Genomic DNA, 18,980 nt, shown 5'->3' with positions numbered 1-18,980 from the left:
TGATGAGGCTGCACGTCGCGAATGTACGACACACGCGTGCATTGCGCGCGTTTGCGGAGCGAAGCGGCTGTGATTTTTTTCCGATCGTCCTGCGTCGCATCCTGGCAGTCGGGGCCGCCTGCGGATTCACGCCACTGCACGCACTACCGCGCTACCGTCGGATCGTCTGCGCTCCCGCCCGGGAGCGGCGGGACAACGGTCCCACGCAAGGCGCTTTCACTGGAGGAATCACGCATGACAACGCAGAAAGAACGCGTCGGCGGCACCGACGCGGTGCCGATCTTCAAGATGCAGGAAACAACACGCGACGGCGAGCTGACCAAGTACGTGGTCGGCGATACCGGCGTGGCCTTCGACAGCCTGGAAGGTGCACAGGCCGCTGCCAGGGATCTCGGCACGCTCGACGATTGAGAGGACGAGCGCTGGCCTGCGCGATGGAACGGCTAGGCCAGTGCGCTGGGTCGCCATGGCCGTGGACATGGCGATTGCGTCGGTGGGCGACTGTCGTCTGGCTGGTCGTTGAGAGCATCGCGTGCCTGTCGTCCCTTGGTCGGTGCCTCGATGCGACCGGGGTTGCAGGCGCGACGGTGCTGTCGTTGCCGGTTTGACCAGTTCCCCAACCAGCCGGGGTCGCCTACGGAAGCGGTTGCTCGGTCAGCCGCCCGGTATGCGGGGTGTGGATCAGTGGCGCCAGGTCGAAGCCCTGTTCGCGCGCATGCGCCAGATAGGCCTGGGCGATGTTTTCGTCCAGCTGCGGCAAGCGTGCCAGTAGCCATAGGTACTTGCGATCCGGGCTGCCGACCAGTGCAGCGGTGTAATCGGCATCGATGCGCATCACCCAATAGTCACCCTTGGTGAAAGGGATCCAGCGCAGACCTTCGGGCAAGAAGGTCACTTCCAGCCGGCTGTGCGTGTCGTCGATGGCGCGCGCCTGGCCGATCGCTTCTTCCAGCTCGCCTTCCGCGGTGAAGCAGCGATTTTGGACGCGCACGCTGCCGTCCTCTTCCAGGGTGTAGTGCGCCGACACATCGGTGCAGTCGGCATCCTCGAAGCGGGTCGGCAGGCGGGCGATTTCGTACCACGTGCCCAGGTAGCGATTCAGATCCAGCGAAGGGACCGTAGCGAGTTCGGGATGGTGGCTCATACAGGCCTCTGCACAATGGAGTGGCGCCTGTTGTACGTGTAGCGCCATGAAATGCATGTTGGGATGTGGCGCCAGCGGTCGTGCAGCAAGGGCGGGCGTCCGCGAGGGCACCGGCTCGGTGCGCACGGCCGGTTGGCACATGCCGCTCGTGGGCCGATGCCGCGCGAGCGATCAATTGGCTGCATTCGATGAACTCCATGGCGGCGAATGAGGTTGCGCACCGACATCGAAACCGGCACCGAAACCGAAACGATGCCCTGACAACGCAGGCGCTTTGCGGTACCAAGGTGTCACGCCAGCGGATGGCGTGCGAATCGCGCGCGCCTGTCGACCGGCCGAGCACGCTACGCCGCGCTGGCGGCGCCAAGCGCACGATCCAGTTTGCGGTAGCCGATCGCTTCGGTGAGATGGCGTGTGGCGATGTCCGGGCTGTCGTCGAGATCGGCGATGGTGCGCGCAACGCGCAGGATGCGATGCATCGAGCGTGCGGACAGCTGCAGGTGTTCGATGGCGCGCTCCAGCAGCACCTGATCGTCGTGTTGCAGGCGGCAATGGCGGTCGGTGTCGGCCTGGTCCAGTTGCGCATTGGGCAGCGCACCGCGTGCAAGCTGTCGCTGTCGCGCGGCGACCACGCGGGCACGCACGCTGGCGCTGTCTTCACCGAGGTTGCCGCTGCGCAGCGCCTGCGGAGGGAGGCGCGGCACTTCGACATGCAGATCGATACGGTCCAGCAACGGGCCGGAGATGCGGCTGCGGTAGCGACGGATGCTGTCGCTGCTGCAGCGGCAGCGCCCGCTGCCATCGCCTGCCCAGCCGCACGGGCAGGGATTCATGGCGGCGACCAATTGAAAGCGCGCCGGGAAATCCACGCTGCGTGCCGCGCGCGCGATCGTGACCACGCCCGACTCCAAGGGCTCGCGCAACACTTCCAGGGTTTGCCGTTGCCACTCGGGCAATTCGTCCAGGAACAGCACGCCGTTGTGAGACAGCGAGATCTCGCCGGGGCGCGGGTGCGTGCCGCCGCCGACCAGGGCCACTGCGCTGGCGGTGTGGTGCGGGGCGCGGTAGGGGCGTTGCCGCCAGCGGGCCAGATCCAGCCCACGGCCGCTGATCGAGGTGATCGCAGCGGTTTCCAGTGCTTCTGCTTCGCTGGCTTCGGGCAATAGACCGGGCAGGCGCGAGGCCAGCAGGGTCTTGCCGCAGCCAGGGCTGCCGACCAGCAACAGGTGGTGCCCACCGGCAGCGGCGATCTCCAGCGCGCGGCGGGCGTGCGGTTGCCCGCGCACGTCGGCCATGTCGGGCAGGGCGCGGGCGCCGAGCGCCTGCACTGCCAGCTCGGCGGCGGGCGCTTTCTGGCTGCCGTTGAGCGTGGCGCAGACATCCAGCAGGGTACGCGCGGTGAAGGCTTCGACGTGTCCAGCGATGGCCGCTTCGGCACCGTTGGCGAGCGGGACGATCAGCCGTCGCCCGGCCTGCGCGGCCGCCAGCGCCGCGGGCAGCACGCCGTCGACGCCGCGCAGCTCGCCGGTCAGCGCAAGCTCGCCGAGGAATTCGTAATCGGCCAGGGCCTGGCGGTCGATTTGCCCGCTGGCAGCCAGGATACCGAGGGCGATCGGCAGATCGAACCGGCCGCCTTCTTTCGGTAAATCGGCCGGTGCCAGGTTGATGGTGATGCGCCGGGCGGGAAATTCGAACTGTGCGCACAGCAGGGCGGCACGCACGCGTTCGCGCGATTCGCGCACTGCCGCTTCGGGCAGGCCCACGATCTGGGTGGAAGGAAGACCGCCGGAGAGATGCACTTCCACCCGAACCTCAGGCGCATGCACTCCCACGCGGGCACGGCTGTGCACCAGCGCCAGACTCATGGTGGTGGCCTTCGCTCAGGGGATGGTGGGCGGTGCAGCGGGTGGCGTGCCGGGCGCGCGCGCCTCCAGTGCGGCGACGGTCTGCTCCAGCGCGTCGAGTTTTTCGCGGGTGCGCAGCAAGACCGCGCGCTGCACGTCGAACTCTTCGCGGGTGACCAGGTCCAGCTTGCCCAGGCCGGCCTGCAGCGCGCCCTTGAAGGTGCTTTGCAGTTCTTCGCGCGATTGGCGCAGGCCCGGCGGCACCAGGTCGCTGAGGCGGCGGGCGAGGTCGTCGAGCTGGTTGAAATCGATCATGGTGTTCTCCGCAGGTCCGTAGGAAGCCTAGTGCAGGCCGGGACACGCGGGACATCGGCAAGGCAGTCGGCAGGCGGTAAGGATAGTCCCATTCGGCTGTCGTCCGCGGTGATGGCGGCGCGCGGTTGGATGAGTGTTGCGCCCGTCCACGGTATGCTGCGCGGCCGTCATGCCCTGGGACCTGCACCGATGAAAATGATCATGGCCATCGTCAAACCGTTCAAGCTCGACGATGTGCGCGAAGCGCTCGCCGGCTGCGGGGTGGCGGGCATCACGGTGACCGAGGTCAAAGGCTTCGGCCGGCAGAAAGGCCATACCGAGCTCTATCGCGGCGCCGAATACGTAGTCGATTTCCTGCCCAAGGTGAAGATCGAAGTGGCGGTGACCGACGACCAGGCCGAGCGTGTGGTCGAGGCGATCGTCGCGGCGGCCGGTACCGGCAAGATCGGCGACGGCAAGGTGTTCGTGTACGACCTGGGCACGGTGGTACGCATCCGTACCGGCGAGCTGGATAGCGACGCGCTGTAGGTTCGCAACGCGGCGCCCGCTGCTTGCCGGATGCGCGGTGGGTGGTGAGGGGTTTGCTGCCCTCTGCCGGCGCAACGACGATGCCCGGGCCACGTATTGCTGAGCCAGCACCGCAGCTAGTGGCGCTGGATCAGGCGCATTGCAGGCATTGCACGGCTCACAGGAACCCGACCGCCCAAGCCCTGCGGCGCGCCACGTGCGCTGACTGCGTCGGCTGTGGCGCGCATCACCGCGGCTGATGCACGGCTGGGTGCATCCGCGCCAGGCCGCTCTCAGGCGCAAACGCCCCACTTTCCATACCATTTCAATACCGCCATGTATCGCTGCCGCACCTTTCTGGATTGCGATCCAGAAACAGGCTGAAGTCACCGCGCGGCAGCCTAGCGCTGGCCAGGATGGAAATCCCGGCCGCGCTTGTCGCCGCCGCCCGACTTGCCTACTCTAGGGCGTAATACCATTCCAATACCGGAGTTCGAGATGAAGCCACGCAACAGTACGCCGGGCGTGCGCCTGCTTTCGGTATTGGTAGCGTTGGGCCTGGCTGCTCCGGCGTTGGCACAGGCCGTGACCGAACCGGTCACCCAGCCGGCGATCTATCCGACGCCGGTCTCGATCACGCTGGATGGCGCAACCGTGACCTTGGGCCGCTCGGTGGTGCTGGTGGTCGCCCCTGGCGCGGACAAGGCCACGGTGGCGCTGGTGCGCCGCATTCTCGACAGCGCCGGCGTCACCAAGATTGCGACCGCCACACGCCTGCCTGCCGCGCTGGACCGCCCGCACATCGTGCTCGGCACCGGCGATGCGGCAGTGGTGCGCGATGCGCTGACGCGCAGCAAGGCGACCCAGGACACCCATAAGGAAGGCTACACGTTGGCCAGCGTTGCGCTCGATCGCGGCAGCCTGATCACGCTGGCCGGCCACGACGACGATGGCCTGTTCCATGCGGCGCAGACGCTGCGGCAGCTGGTCGAGCGGCCGGCCATCCCGACGCTGACGATCCAGGACTACCCGGCCATGCCGATCCGCGGCACCATCGAAGGCTTCTACGGCGCGCCGTGGTCGATGAGCGATCGCAGCAAGCACATCGATTTCCTCGCCCGTACCAAGGCCAACACCTTCATCTATAGCCCCAAGGACGACCCTTACGCGCGCGATCGCTGGCGCGAGCCGTACCCGAGGGCGACCTTGAAGGCGCTTGGCCAGCTGGCCGCTACCGCCAAGCGCAATCACGTCGATTTCGTCTATGCGATTTCGCCTGGCCCCACCGTGTGCTTCTCCGATCCGGCCGATGCCAAGGCCTTGTTGCGCAAGTTCGATGCGTTCCGCGCGCTGGGCGTGCGCAGCTTCTACGTGGCGCTGGACGATATCGAATACACCAAGTGGAATTGCGAACGCGACAAGACCACCTTTGGCGAGTCCGGCGCGCAGGCGGCCGGTATCGCGCAGTCGCATCTGCTCAATCTGGTGCAGGCCGATCTGGTGGCGCGCCACGATGCGGCCGCTGAACTCATCATGGTGCCGACCGAGTACTACGACGCCAAAGAGAGCCCGTACAAGGAAGCCTTGCGCAAGCATCTTGACCCGAAGATCGTGGTGCAGTGGACCGGCACCGATGTGGTGCCGCCGGCTATTTCCATTCCCGATGCGCGCGCGGCCACCAAGGCGTTCGGTCGCAAGACGCTGTTGTGGGACAACTACCCGGTCAACGATTTCGAAACGTCGGCCGGGCGCCTGCTGATGGCGCCGTATGCGCGGCGCGAGGCGGGTCTGTCGGCCGAGTTGTCGGGCATCGTCTCCAACCCGATGAACCAGGAAGCGCCCAGCCGCGTCGCGGTGATGGGTGTGACCGCGTTCGCCTGGAACGACAAAGACTACGACGCGCAACGCACCTGGCATGCGGCGGCGCGCGATCTGGCCGGCGGCGATGCGCGCGTGGCTGCGGCCTTGCTGACCTTCTTCGACACCCAGCATCTGGCGCCAACCTTTGGCAGCCAGCCGTGGCAGGAACAGGCTCCACGCTTGAAGGCCGTGCTCGATCATGTGCGTGAGGCAATCGCGCTTGGCGATGCGGCAACGCGCACGGAGGCGATTGCCGAACTGGCACGCGCTGCCGACGAACTGGCTGCGGCACCGCAGATCATCCGCGACGGCGTCGCCGACAAGGGCTTCGCCGAGCAATCGCGTCCCTGGCTGGAGGCAATGGAGGATTGGGGCCAGGCCCTGCAGAAGACGGCAGCCGGGCTGGATGCGGCAAATCGCGGCCACACGCAGGCGCCGGCCTTGTTTGCCGAGGCGGCTGCGATCGCCGCCGTCGCAAGCCAGATCCCAACGATTCCCGGCGCCACGCGCTTCGGCGGCCCGGTCAAGCTCGCTGACGGCGTGCTCGACCGCTTCATCGCGCAAGCGTCGCGCTTGATCGCCTATCGCGTGCCGGCGGTTGCCGACTCGGCAGCAGCAAAGTGATGGGGGAGTGCAATAACACAGCGACGCGCATCGGGAATTGCTCGCGTCGCTGTGCCTGCAAATGCGGGAGCGCCATTGCCACTGCATCGCAGCACCCGGCATGGCGCGCTGGAAGGACGTCTGTGCTGCAGATCAAACCGAAGACATCAGCGCAGTAGCTGGGCGTAACGGTGTGCCCAGCCGCCGTGAGCCAGCAGCGCTGATCACGCCTTGCCTTTCAAACGCCGATATAGCCGCTTCCAGCCGCTGCGAATCGCATGCACCCAGCGCGGTTCGGCACTGCGGGCCGATTCGTCGGCAGTCGGTGCGATGCCGGCAAGGCGCTGGCGCATTTTCTGAAAATTGGCCACGTCGCTGCGCTGCAGCTGACGCGCCAGCGTGCCGCGCCGCAGCCAGCGCGGAAATCGCCACGCGGAGGTGAAATCGATCAGCACCGGCACGCCGGCACTGACCACCACATTGGTGCCGTGCAGATCGTTATGGGTGATGCCGAACGCATGCAGCCTGCGCAGCGCCTGCTGCAATTGCTGGAAGACCTCCTGGCCCACGACGGTGCTGGCGCTGAGCGTGTCGCCTGGAATGAATTCCATGCCCAGCGCCAGCCCGCCCAGCGTGCCGAGCAAGGCCGGTGCATGCCGCCAACCCTGCAACTGCCGCAGCATCCTGGCCTCGTGGCGCACCATGAGCCGGGCGATCGGCGACAACAGCGTGCGGCGATAGCGGCCGTAGTCCTTGACCACTGCCGGTTGCCCGTTCACATGGGTGCGGTAGACGTCCGGCTCGAGCAGCCGGGTGCCTTGCTTGAGCAGAACGGGAGTGACGAGGTGCAGGCTGGACACGTCCAGCGGCTGGTAGTGCATGGCAGTTCTCCAGACCTTGGCGGCGCGGAGCTGTCACGCGTTGCGCAGGTTCACGGTGATCGCGAGGATCGGTCTGCCCAATTTTAGAACTTGTGAGTATGGAAATTATATTTATTTAACAAATGAAATGTTCCGGGAGTGGAACGGCTTTTGGAATCAGGTGTTTGGCGGACCCCATCAGGATCGGCATGTGCCAGCGAATGCATGCAAACCTGCCACCCCAGGCCATGGTGTCGTCCCGCCAGCGTTGCGTCCTGCTTCAAGATAGGCGCTGTCAGCGCAACCCGGCGTGTGGTGGCGGTCACGCCGCTTCTTGACAGCGATTGAGACTCCAGACACTGTGCCGGCTGCGGTCAGGGGGCTGCAGCACGCGTTAACACGGGCACGCTCTTTGAGCATCGCCTGCATCGATGTCGTACGACATCCGGTGATGCCGGGTGCGCCTCCGAATGCGACCGCAACTGCGCCACTTCCAGACGCCGTCAGGTGCCACCTGCGTGCGCAAGGATGCGGAAACGATGGAGTACGACTCATTGGGGATGCAATGAAAAGGACCGCAACAGTGCTGTTGGCTTGCACGGCGTTCGGCGTCACGGCTCAGGCCTCGGCGCAGTCGTTGTCGCGCGGCTGGGACAGCTACCGTCAACAGCAAAAGCAGCAGACCGGCACCCAGCGCGCCACCGCGCCTGCAGCGCCATCCTCGCGCCCGGCGCAAGCGGGCGTTGGCGGAGCGCCGGCCGCTGTCGGTGGAAGCGGCAGCCAACCTGGTGCGTCCGGCGGGTTCACTACGGTGACCGAGCAGACTGAGGCGGTGGCAGTTCAGCCTGCCGCTGCTTACCCTGCAGCGCCTGTCTCCGCAGCGCGCTACACACGGGTGGAGGAATCGCGCATTGAAAGGGGCGCGTTCATCGGCGTGCAGCGTGGTCGAGGTGAGGTTTTCAGTGGCTATAAGCAAGACATGCTTGGCCTCAGCGCCGGCTATCGCTGGCGTGCTGGCTCGGTCACGTTGATCGGACTTGAGGGATCGATTGGACGCCTGGAACGCGGCGATACAACCGACGATGTCTTTATCCCCGCAGTGAAATTTGGCGGCATCGGGGGTACGGCACGTTTCAATTTTGGTGACACTCCGCTGTTCGCGGTAGTCCGCCTCGGCTCATGGTATGCCGAGGTCGCAGACATGAGCGACGAAATCTTTGGTGGTTACGCAAGCCTCGGCCTGGGCGTCGATATCGGCAAGCATGCGAGCGTGAGCGCGATGTACACCAACTACGTCTACGCCAATGACTACTACGACTATGCCCAAGACACCACCATCAACCGTGCAGAGGTACTGAACGCAGTAGTGGAAGTCCGCTTTTAACTAGCGATGGTCGAAGGGCGGGCAGCAGCGCTCGCCCTTCTGGGTCACGCGGCATGCAGCGCGATGCCGCGGACGGCAATCCATTTGAAGCTGCACCGCAAACGGTCATCGGCATTGCACAGCCATCCATGCGGCTTGCTGTAGTGTCTTGGTCAACGCACTGATTCAGCCATGGGCGAGGGCAGATGGACGCATTGGCGCAGTTTTTGACGGACGAGCAGGACCCGACGGCAGTGGGCAGGATCCTGCCCAAGGTCACCGAGTTGCTGACTCGCGACGAGCAGGTCGAGTACATCGCCGTGCAGAAGAAGATGGTGATGAACCTGTCACCTGACGCGGTGGTGCTGACCAACCGCAGGTTCATCGTGGTCTACCCGAAACTGTTCGGCATGACGTTTCGCGATTTCCCCTGGCGCGAGGTGCTCGATGTGCACATGAGCGAACAGATGCTCGGGGCCACCATCATGTGCCGCACCACGCAGGGCGCGTACGCATCCATCGATAGCCTGCCAAAAAAGCAGGCGCGGCGCGTGTACGCCTATGCGCAGCAGGTGGAAGAATCCGCCTATGAAAAACGCCAGCAGCTGGAATTCGACAAGTTGCGCGCGTCGGCCGGTGGCGTGGTGGTGCATGCGCCTGGTGCGCACGGCGCAGCAGTGCCCTTGCAAGCCAGTGCCGTTCCTGCAATCGACGATCCGGTGCAGGTGCTGAGCAAGCTCAAGCAATTGCTGGATGCGGGGCTGATCACGCGGGACGAATTCGACGCCAAGAAGACAGAGGTGCTGGCGCGCTTATAGCGTGCGCAGGACATCCGCGCATCGGTCGGCTTCCACTACGTCGGCCCATGGATCGCAGTGACGCAGCAACTGACGCGTCCATCGCACGGCGGCGCTGTCGGTGGATCGCCGCGCCAGAAGGCTGCTGGCCGCGCACTGGCCTCACGCTCCAGCAGCGCCGCGCGACCACGGCAGCCTGATCGGTGCGAATGCATCAGCCCGCGCGCTGTAAGCACGCAGGCCATGTCACGCGAAAAAACCAGCAAACCGGCCGGGCTTATCGCCAAGCGGGCGCGGCCGGCTGCCGTAACCCGCCACGTCCATCCAAGCGCCACGATTCAACGAATGTCGTCTGCGCTTTTTGCCGGCGATGCTCGGCCAACCGCGATTACTCGCCCAGCGCCTTGGCCACGAACGGCGGGGCAACCAGCACGCCGGTGTGCAAGTGGGCGGTGTAGTACAAGGTGTCGAAGCCCTTGGCCTGCGCGTCCGCTTGGCGGAAGGCGAAATCGGCGTTGGCCTGCTTGCTGGCCATGGTCACGCTCCACCAGCCGGTGGGGTAGCACGGCTGCGGGAACGGCAGGGTCTTGAACGACTGGAAGCCGGCCTTGCCCATTTCGGTGCGCATTTCGTTGATCAGGTCCAGCAGCGCCAGCGGCGATTCGGACTGCTGCACCAGGATGCCGTCGTCCTTCAAGGCCTTGAAGCAGCTTTCGTAGAAGGCCTTGTTGAACAGGCCCTCGGCTGGGCCGACCGGGTCGGTGGAATCGACGATCACGATGTCCACGCTGCCGGCCGGGCAATTGGCCATATAGGCCACGCCGTCGTCGAACAGCAGTTCGGCGCGCGTGTCGTGGTTGGCATCGCACAGCTCGGGGAAATACTTCTCCGACATGCGGGTGACCTGCTCATCGATATCGCATTGGGTGGCGCTTTCCACGCCCGGGTGCTTGAGCACCTCGCGCAGCGTGCCGCAGTCGCCGCCGCCGATGATCACCACGCGCTTGGGCGCAGGGTGGGTGAACAGTGCCGGGTGGCTGATCATCTCGTGGTAGAAGAAATTGTCGCGGCTGGTGAGCATCACCGCGCCATCGATCAGCATCAGCTTGCCCCAATCGGTGGTCTGGTAGATCTCGATCTTCTGGAACGGGGACTGCACCTCGTCCAGCTTGCCGCTGACGCGGAAGCCGATCGCCGAGCCGGTCGGCTGGAAGTGTTCGATGTACCAGTTGTCGTTGGTGCTCATGCGGACGTCCTAATCGAAAAGAAGCGGGCAGTTCCTTCTCCCGGCGGGAGAAGGTGGCGCAAAGCGCCGGATGAGGGTCGGGTGCAGCCCCGTGCAGTCAAACTGCACGGCGGCTGACCCTTGCTCGGCCCCGCTCCAACCAGGAGCGGGGCGTGAAGTCGGCGCGGATTGTAACGGACCCTGCGCATGCCAGGCGTTACACTTCACGCCCTTTTTTATTCCAGCCGAGACAGCGAAATGAGCGATTGGTCCCTCGACCAAGCCCGCAAGACCTATTCGATCCCGCATTGGGCCGACGGGTATTTCGATGTGAACGCTGCCGGACACGTGGTGGTCACCCCGACCGCCGATGGCCCGGCGGTGTCGCTGCCCGAGGTGGTGGATGCCGCGCGCGCAGCCGGTGCCAAGCTGCCGCTACTGGTGCGCTTCCCGGACATCCTGGGCCAGCGCCTGGGCAAGCTGCAGGCAGCGTTTGCGCAGGCGCAGTCGGAGTGGGACTACGCCGGCGGCTATACGGCGGTGTATCCGATCAAGGTCAACCAGCATCGTGGCGTGGCCGGCACCCTGGCCGGTCACCACGGTGAGGGCTTCGGGCTGGAAGCGGGCAGCAAGCCCGAGCTGATGGCGGTGCTGGCGCTGTCGCGTCCGGGCGGGCTGATCGTGTGCAACGGCTACAAGGACCGCGAATACATCCGCCTGGCGCTGATCGGCCGCAAACTCGGCCTGCAGACCTTCATCGTCATCGAAAAGCCCTCCGAACTGACCCTGGTGCTGGAAGAAGCACGCGCGCTGGACGTCAAGCCCGGCCTGGGCGTGCGCATGCGCCTGGCCTCGCTGGGCGCGGGCAAGTGGCAGAACAGCGGTGGCGACAAGGCCAAGTTCGGTCTCTCGCCGCGCCAGGTGCTGGACCTGTGGAAGACGCTGCGCGACACCGAGTACGCCGACAGCCTGAACCTGCTGCATTTCCATATGGGCTCGCAGATTTCCAACGTGCGCGACATCGCCAACGGCATGCGCGAGGCCACGCGCTATTTCGTGGAGCTCTCGCGCCTGGGCGCAAAGATCAGCCATGTGGACGTGGGCGGCGGCCTGGGCATCGATTACGAAGGCACGCGCTCGCGCAGCTATTGCTCGATCAACTACGGCCTGCACTCGTACGCCAGCAACATCGTGCAGCCGTTAGCCAGCGCCTGCGAAGAGCATGGCCTGGCCCCGCCGCGCATCGTCACCGAGTGCGGGCGCGCAATGACGGCGCACCATGCGGTGCTGATCGCCAACGTGTCGGAAGTGGAGCAGGCGCCGGAAGGCCGCGTGCCGGATGCGCACGACGATGAGCCGGCCGCGATCCGCCATCTGCGCGAGATCCATGACGAGCTCGATGTGCGCCCGGCGGTGGAGCTGTTCCAGGAAGCCCAGCATTTCCATGCCGAAGGTTTGAGCGCGTATGCGCTGGGCCAGATCGACCTGCCGCAGCGCGCGCGCATCGACGATCTGTTCTACGCCATCGCACATGGCGTGCGCGCACGCCTGAGCTTCGATGAAAAGAGCCATCGCCCGGTGCTGGATGAGCTCAACGAGCGGCTGGTGGACAAGTACTTCGTCAACTTCAGCGTGTTCGAATCGATCCCGGACGTGTGGGCGATCGATCAGGTGTTCCCGATCGTGCCGATCGAGCGCTTGAACGAAGCGCCGCAGCGGCGCGGCATCATCGCCGACATGACCTGCGATTCCGACGGCATGGTCAAGACCTATGTCGAGAACGAAAGCCTGGACAGCTCGCTGCCGCTGCATGGTTTGAATGCCGGCGAGAGCTATCGCATCGGTTTCTTCCTGGTGGGCGCCTACCAGGAAATCCTGGGTGATATCCATAACCTATTCGGCGATACCGATGCGGTGGAAGTCGTGGTGAATCGCGATGGCTATCGCATCGCACAGCAGCGCCGCGGCGATACCACCGACGTGATGCTGGACTACGTGGGCTATCAGCTGGACACGCTGCGTGCCACCTATGCCGAGCGCATTGCTGCCGCAAATCTGTCGCCCGAGCGGGCGCAGGAACTCGGCGCTGCGTTGGAAGCGGGGCTGACCGGCTACACCTATCTGTCCGACGAGCCGCTGGGCTGATCCGCAGTACGCTGCGGCTGGGCCGCAGCGCTGGCTGTGCGCGACATGGCCCATCTTGCACGCGCTCGTGCCGCGAGCGCCGCTTGCAGCAGCAGGGACATCACCGACATGGACGCTGCAGGTTCTGCAACGCGTCGATGCGCCATCGCGCCGACGTCGGGTGCGATCTCGCACTTCAAGTCGACCTGCTTCGTCGCATCGAGCAAGAGCGCCTGCGCTTACCTTGCGCGACGCCGTCGATCGGTTCGACTCACGCTTTTCGCGCGTTTGTGCTGCATGCCGATGACAATCAGGCGACCATCGCGTGATCGTGCGCTTGTCGAGGCAGACGCGTTGAACGCGTCTTTTTTCTCCTGAAGTGATTTGCCGAATACCCTAATTCCGGCAACGCTGATTTGGAATTGGTCTTATTCAATGCGGCTTTTTATCTGCCGTGGTGCGCGCATATTCGCCTTGAAGCCCATGCGTATCGTCGGCCATGCCCTACGCCGGATGCGGCGCGGAAATTGATCGGATGTATGCATGCAGAACACTAGTTCAAATCACACTTCAGTGAAAAAATTTTAGGTATCACGCGATTTCCGTGATTTTTTGCACGGTTTCGGCCCCGCGCGAATTGTTAGTGTTCGTTTAACTTGTCGGGATACAAGTGCTTCAACGAGTCACCCGCACACCGTTGTTCGATTGTGCGATTCGCTGTGCTGTGCGTCTTCATCATGCGTTTCCATCGCGTATTACCGGCAATTGTCGGTGGTCGGCGGTGTTTCTTACCCCTCGTTTTCTTAGGCCAGGTGCTGATTCGGCGTCCATCGACCGTATGACGGTTGAGGGGTGTCGACGGACTGCGCGCCACACCAGAAGGATGCACGCAATGCACGCTGACGCCTCTCCCGTTTTTCCCCTGACCAAGGCGCAACGTGGCCTTTGGGTGGCCAACAAGTTGCATACCGACAACACCTTGATGTTGGCCGAAGTATTGGAAATGTTCGGCCCGCTCAATCCCCAGGTGCTGATCCGCGCCAGCATGCAGCTGACGCACGAGTTCGATACGCTGCGCCTGTGTATCGTCGAGCGCGAGGGCGTGCCTTCGCAGGTGGTCTTGCCCGCGTACAACGGCACGATTCCATACTTCGACGTCAGCTCAGATCCTGCTCCGCGTAATGCCGCCGAACATTGGATCGACGAAGAAATCCGCAAGCCGGAAGACCTGCAGAACGGGCCGCTATGGCATTGCGCGGTGTTCCGTCTTGGCGAGGATCATCATTTGTGGGTGCAATGCGTGAGTCATCTGGTGATGGACGGCTATTGCGCGTCGATCATGATGCAGCGCATGGCCGTGCTCTATAACGCCTACCTGGCCGACGTGGAGCCTGCGCCTGCGCAGTACGGCAGTGCACTGTCGCTGCTCGAAATGGAACAGCACTATCGCAACTCCGATCGGTTCCAGCGCGATCGCGAGTACTGGATGCAGCAGTTGGCCGATCTGCCGCCGCCGGCGACGCTGGCGCGGCCGGGCAATCAGCTGTCCACCGGGTTGTTGCGCGGCACCGGGCAGTTCTCGCCGCAGCAGGTGGTGCGTCTGCGCGCGCTGGGCAAGGAGTACGGCGCCAGCCTGCCGCAGATGCTGATTTCGCTGATTGCCGCGTACTACTACCGCTGCACCGGTGCCGAGGATCTGGTGCTGGCGATGCCGGTGACCGGCCGCATCAATGCGCGCTACCGGCAAACCGCAGGCCTGGTGGCCAACGTGATTTCGCTGCGCCTGAAGATGGACCCGCAGCAGCCCATCCATACCTTGTTCGCGCAGGTGTCGTCGGTGGTTCGGCATGCATTGCGCCATCAGCAATATCGCTTCGAGGACGTGCGCCGCGATCTGGGCATGTTCGGGATGGAGCAGAAGTTCGCACGCCTGGCGGTGAACATCGAGGCCTTCGACTACACCTTGCGCTTCGGCGAGGCGTACGCGGTGCCGCATAACCTTTCCAACGGCCCGGCCGACGACCTCACCATCTTCTGCTACGAACGCGGCGATGGGGCAGCGCTGCGTTTCGATCTGGATGCCAACCCGGCGCTGTACGACAGCGAGGAGCTGGCCGAACACTGCCGTCGTCTGACCCATCTGGCCGACGCGGTATTGGCCGATCCGGAATGCGCGCTGGGCCAGGTCGATGTGCTCGGCGATAGCGAGCGCCGGCGTTTGCTGCATACCTGGAACAACACCGCAGCGCCGCTGCCGGAACCGGCCACGCTGTTGCACGGCATGCTGCAACGCGCCGAGTTGATGCCTGCGGCCGTGGTTGCGCAATACGATAACCGCACGCTCGACTACGCCACGCTGTGCGAGCTTGCCTCGCGCATCGCTGCGCAATGGGTGGCCGATGGCGTGCGCCCTGGCGATGTGGTCGCGGTGGCGTTGCCGCGCAGCGAACAATTGCTGGTGGCGTTGCTGGCGGTGATGTGGAGCGGGGCGGCGTATCTGCCGCTGGATCCGGAGAGCCCGGCCGCACGCAACCGCCAGATGCTCAACGATTCCGGTGCCATTGGCCTGGTCTGCGAGCCAGCGCTGTGCGAGCGCTATCTGCTCGGTGGCATGGTCTGGCTGGATCCGCGCCCGGCCGTGTTGCCGGAGGCAATCGCACCGCTGGCGACGCCCGACGGCACCGCGTACGTGCTGTACACCTCCGGCTCCACCGGTGCGCCCAAGGGCGTGGAGATCAGCCATCGCAACCTGTTCAATTTCCTGCATGCGATGGAGCACGAGCTGGCATTGCGCCCGCGCGACCGTGTGCTGGCCGTCACCACCATCACCTTCGATATCGCCGGGCTGGAGTTGTACCTGCCGTTGCTGGTGGGGGCGCGCGTGGTCATTGCACCGGCCGGTATCAGCCACGACCCGCGCCGCCTGTCGCGGTTGATCGCCGACGAACACATCAGCGTGGTGCAGGCCACGCCATCGCTGTGGCGCATCCTGCTGGCCAATGAGGATCTGGTGCTGGATCGCATCCATGCGTTGATCGGCGGCGAGGCGTTGGTGCCGGAACTGGCCACCCAACTGCTCAGCCGGGTGGGGCGCCTGACCCAGTTGTACGGGCCTACCGAAACCACGATCTGGTCGACCATCATGCCGTTGCAGTTGACCGATGCCGCCGCACCGCCGATCGGCAGGCCGCTGCTCAATACGCGCGTCTATGTGCTGGATGCGCAGCGGCAACCGCTGCCGACCGGTGCGATCGGCGAGCTGTATATCGGTGGCGCAGGCGTGGCCAAGGGCTATCGCGGCAAGCGCCAGCTGACCAGCGAGCGCTTCATGCGCGACCCGTTCGCCGACGACGGCAGCAGCATGTACCGCACCGGCGACCGCGTGCGTCAACGCAGCGATGGCCTGCTGGAATTCATCGGGCGCGCCGATGCGCAGCTGAAGATCCGCGGACATCGAGTGGAGCCGGCCGAAATCGAAAGCGCACTGCTGTTGCATTCGCAGGTGGCGCAGGCGGTGGTGGTGGGCCACGGCGATGGCGAGCATGCCTTGCAACTGCTGGCCTATGTGGTGGGCAAGCACGGCAATGCGCCGTCGATCGAGTTGTTGCGCGCGCATCTGCAGCAGCGCCTGCCGGCATCGATGATTCCTACCCTGTGGGTGCCGCTGGAGGCGTTGCCGCTGACCCCCAACGGCAAGCTGGACCGGCGTGCGTTGCCGGCGCCTGGCGCATTGCCGCAACGCGCGCACCTGGCGCCGCGCGATGCGCTCGAACGCTAGCTGGCAACGATGCTGCAGGAGGTGCTGGGCATCGAAGTGGTGGGCGTGGACGACAATTTCTTCGAGCTTGGCGGCGATTCGCTGCGTGCGGCGGAAATGGCCGCGCGTTTCCCGCAGATGTTCGGGGTGGAACTGCCGCTGGGCACGTTGTTCCATGCGCCGACGATCGCCGGCCTGGCCGAGGTGATCAAGCGCAGCGCACACACGCCCAACGACCCGTTGAGCGTGCTGCTGCCGCTGCGTGCAGGCACCGCCGGCAGCACGCCGTTGTTCTGCATCCATCCGGTCATCGGTCTGGGCTGGTCGTATCTCACCTTGCTGGGTCAGCTGGATCCGCAGTGGCCGGTGTATGCGCTGCAATCGCCGGGCTTGAGCGACCCGCAGCACCGTCCGGAGAGCATCGAGGCGATCGCGCGCGATTACCTGGCGCGTCTGCGCAGCGTGCAGCCGAGGGGGCCGTACCGTCTGCTGGGCTGGTCGCTGGGCGGTTTGATCGCGCACGCCATCACCGCCGAATTGCATGCACTGGGCGAAGAGGTCGAGGTGTTGGCCATGCTCGACAGTTACCCGCATCTGGAACAGGCCGCAGCGTTGTCGGAATCGGAGAACGTGCGCGCCTCGGTGCACGCGTTGGCCTTGCATCTGGCGCCGGGCCAGTCGATGCCGACCACGGTCGCCGAGCTGGCGAGCCTGTTGTGCGATCACTACGGGCTGAACGAATTGCCTGCGGTGCGCCAGTTGCTGGAGCAACGTCCCACCTTGCTGGACGATCTGGGCGCCCTCACCCAGCATCACCTGCAGCTGGCGCGGCGTCATCGGCCCAGGCAGCTGGACCAGGATGTGGTCTTTGTCGAAGCGAGCGTGCGCATGAGCTCCGGCGGCGACGATGCGCTGTGGGTGGATTACCGTCCCCAGGCGTGGCACCCGTACGTGCGCAACCTGCAGCTGCACGTTCTGGACAGCGACCACCATTCAATGCTCTCGCCGACGCATGCGGCCACGCTCAGCACCTTGCTGCACGCGGCCACCGCAGAGGCCACCCGGGCTGTGCGGCCGGTGGGACAGGCCGGCCGTGGCGCGGTCGCCGGCGACGGAGTGACCGAATATGCCTGAGTCCAGCGCCGATCCGTCACGCCAGCGCCCGGTGGTGATCGCCACCCTTGGCACGCATGGGGACGTGCGCCCGATCATTGCGCTGGCCCTTGGCCTGCAGCGGCGCGGTTATCCGGCGCGGGTGCTGACCAGTTCCAACTTCGAGTCGTTGATCCGTGCGCACGGCCTGGAATTCTTCCCGCTCAGCGGCGATCTCCAGCAACTGTTGCACGACCATCCGGACGTTGCCGAGATGCGCGGTGCCCCTGGCATCTTGCGCAAGAAGTTGCTGGAGTGGGCGCGCGATTGGCCCGCGCAGGGCCGCGCGGCGTGTGCCGATGCCGGCTTGATCCTGGGCGTGGGCAGTGCCAGTTTCCTCGTCCATAGCCTGGGCGAGGCGTATGGCGTGCCGGTGGCGTTTGCGCAGTTGCAGCCGCTCACCGAGTCGCGCCACCTGCCGTTGATGCTGATGCCCAACCTGCGTCTGCCGGGACGTGTCAACGTGGCATTGCATCGCCTGATGCGCTTTGTCGGCTGGCAGCTGATGCGGCCGGCCTTCAACGATATCGTGCGTCCGGCGTTGGGGCTGCCGGGATATCCGTGGAGCGGTCCGGATCGCAGCGCACTACGCGTGATCTACGGCTATAGCGCGCACGTGTGTCCGCGCCCGCCGGACTGGCCGGAGAGCGCGCAGGTGTGCGGCTTCTGGCAGCTGCCGCCGTCGCAGTGGCAACCGCCGGCCGCGCTGCAGGCGTTTTTGCAGGCCGGGCCGCCGCCGCTGTATATCGGCTTCGGCAGCATGACCAGTAGCGCGGTCGTGCAGCTCACTGCCACGGTCAAGGCAGCGGTGCGACTGACCGGGCAGCGCGCGTTGCTGGCCAGCGGCTGGGGCGGTCTGGGGGCCGGGGACGCCGCTGTCGCCGATGATGCCGAGCGCTTCTTCCATCTGGAACAGGCACCGCACGATTGGCTGTTCCCGCGCGTGGCGGTGGCCGTGCATCACGGTGGCGCCGGCACCAGCGGTGCCGCGTTGGCGGCGGGCATTCCCTCGGTGGTGCTGCCCTTTGGCTACGACCAGTCGTTCTGGGCCCATTGCCTGGCCCAGCGCGGCGTTGCGCCGCCAGCGCTGGCGCGTGCCGGGCTGCAGCCCGAAGCCCTGGCCGCTGCCATCCGGCAGGCGGGCACGCCGGCCATGCGTGCGGCTGCGCGCGCACTCGGTCAACGGATCGGCCAGGAAGACGGCGTCCGCAATGCGGTCGATCAGCTGGAAGCCTGGCAATTGCTTGAACCCGCGGCAGTGACGCCTGCGGCGGCCGTACGGACCACACAGCACGCCATCGCATAAGCATGGCGATGCTGCGCATCCGCCGCAGCGCTGATGCGCGCACTGCGGCGCGGTGGAGCAGTGCGTGGTTGGTGGCGACGCCCTGCGCGCTGCCGGCATGCGGCACAATCGGGCTCCCTCGGT

At 65.4% G+C, this 18,980-nt stretch carries 13 protein-coding genes and 1 pseudogene; 9 read left to right on the top strand and 5 right to left on the bottom strand.

Annotated elements, in window-relative coordinates:
* The first annotated feature begins 234 nt into the window (after positions 1-234).
* A complete protein-coding gene (locus tag J7396_RS10610) occupies positions 235-411 on the top strand; it encodes a hypothetical protein (RefSeq protein WP_008574834.1) in 177 nt (58 codons plus the stop codon).
* A gap of 223 nt (positions 412-634) precedes the next feature.
* On the opposite strand, the gene J7396_RS10605 is transcribed toward J7396_RS10610, so the two are convergent.
* The 3 genes from J7396_RS10605 to J7396_RS10595 all read right to left on the bottom strand — a co-directional run bounded on the left by J7396_RS10605 (position 635) and on the right by J7396_RS10595 (position 3,303).
* The gene (locus J7396_RS10605; RefSeq protein ID WP_008574836.1) at positions 635-1,144 is read right to left on the bottom strand and encodes a lipocalin family protein; all 510 of its coding nucleotides are present in this window, start codon (positions 1,142-1,144) and stop codon (positions 635-637) included.
* 344 nt (positions 1,145-1,488) lie between these two features.
* Positions 1,489-3,009, bottom strand: a complete 1,521-nt coding sequence (locus J7396_RS10600; protein ID WP_209261431.1) for a YifB family Mg chelatase-like AAA ATPase — start codon at positions 3,007-3,009, stop codon at positions 1,489-1,491.
* A 15-nt stretch (positions 3,010-3,024) separates the two neighbouring features.
* The gene (locus J7396_RS10595; protein ID WP_008574840.1) at positions 3,025-3,303 is read right to left on the bottom strand and encodes an accessory factor UbiK family protein; all 279 of its coding nucleotides are present in this window, start codon (positions 3,301-3,303) and stop codon (positions 3,025-3,027) included.
* Positions 3,304-3,456: 153 nt separating this feature from the next.
* Here J7396_RS10595 and J7396_RS10590 point away from each other — a divergent pair, with 153 nt between their 5' ends.
* Together J7396_RS10590 and J7396_RS10585 are read left to right on the top strand one after the other, a co-directional pair.
* Positions 3,457-3,831, top strand: a complete 375-nt coding sequence (locus tag J7396_RS10590) for a P-II family nitrogen regulator (protein WP_008574841.1) — start codon at positions 3,457-3,459, stop codon at positions 3,829-3,831.
* 477 nt (positions 3,832-4,308) lie between these two features.
* On the top strand, positions 4,309-6,294 hold the full coding sequence (locus J7396_RS10585) for a beta-N-acetylglucosaminidase domain-containing protein (protein WP_209261430.1): 1,986 nt from the start codon (positions 4,309-4,311) through the stop codon (positions 6,292-6,294).
* Positions 6,295-6,497: 203 nt separating this feature from the next.
* Here J7396_RS10585 and J7396_RS10580 read toward each other — a convergent pair whose 3' ends face one another.
* Positions 6,498-7,154 (bottom strand): RIO1 family regulatory kinase/ATPase, encoded by a 657-nt coding sequence (locus J7396_RS10580; RefSeq protein WP_008574844.1) that lies wholly within the window; start codon positions 7,152-7,154, stop codon positions 6,498-6,500.
* Positions 7,155-7,698: 544 nt separating this feature from the next.
* On the opposite strand from J7396_RS10580, the gene J7396_RS10575 reads away from it, so the two are divergent.
* Together J7396_RS10575 and J7396_RS10570 are read left to right on the top strand one after the other, a co-directional pair.
* Positions 7,699-8,517 carry a hypothetical protein gene (locus tag J7396_RS10575; protein WP_209261429.1) on the top strand — a complete coding sequence of 273 codons (819 nt, stop codon included), beginning with the start codon at positions 7,699-7,701 and terminating at the stop codon, positions 8,515-8,517.
* A 185-nt stretch (positions 8,518-8,702) separates the two neighbouring features.
* Positions 8,703-9,314 carry a PH domain-containing protein gene (locus J7396_RS10570; RefSeq protein ID WP_209261428.1) on the top strand — a complete coding sequence of 204 codons (612 nt, stop codon included), beginning with the start codon at positions 8,703-8,705 and terminating at the stop codon, positions 9,312-9,314.
* Between the two features lie 367 nt (positions 9,315-9,681).
* Here the strand turns inward: J7396_RS10570 and speE are convergent, their stop codons facing one another.
* Complete coding sequence (gene speE / locus J7396_RS10565) at positions 9,682-10,539, bottom strand: polyamine aminopropyltransferase (protein ID WP_029820829.1); 858 nt, start codon at positions 10,537-10,539, stop codon at positions 9,682-9,684.
* A 237-nt stretch (positions 10,540-10,776) separates the two neighbouring features.
* On the opposite strand from speE, the gene speA reads away from it, so the two are divergent.
* The 4 genes and pseudogenes from speA (at position 10,777) to J7396_RS10545 (ending at position 18,857) form a co-directional block, all read left to right on the top strand.
* Positions 10,777-12,663, top strand: a complete 1,887-nt coding sequence (speA, locus tag J7396_RS10560) for an arginine decarboxylase (protein WP_046936582.1) — start codon at positions 10,777-10,779, stop codon at positions 12,661-12,663.
* Between the two features lie 137 nt (positions 12,664-12,800).
* On the top strand, positions 12,801-12,971 hold the full coding sequence (locus J7396_RS10555) for a hypothetical protein (RefSeq protein ID WP_008574856.1): 171 nt from the start codon (positions 12,801-12,803) through the stop codon (positions 12,969-12,971).
* Positions 12,972-13,534: 563 nt separating this feature from the next.
* Positions 13,535-17,533 (top strand): annotated as a pseudogene (locus J7396_RS10550) (amino acid adenylation domain-containing protein).
* A complete protein-coding gene (locus tag J7396_RS10545; protein WP_071118586.1) occupies positions 17,526-18,857 on the top strand; it encodes a glycosyltransferase in 1,332 nt (443 codons plus the stop codon). The pseudogene J7396_RS10550 and the gene J7396_RS10545 overlap by 8 nt, the downstream one beginning before the upstream one ends.
* Positions 18,858-18,980: the final 123 nt, after the last annotated feature.

The organism is Xanthomonas sp. A1809, assembly GCF_017746015.1.
Classification (GTDB): Bacteria; Pseudomonadota; Gammaproteobacteria; order Xanthomonadales; family Xanthomonadaceae; genus Xanthomonas; species Xanthomonas euvesicatoria.
Note: the sequence above shows the minus strand (reverse complement) of the source record. Positions and strands in the feature narration are given on the sequence as shown.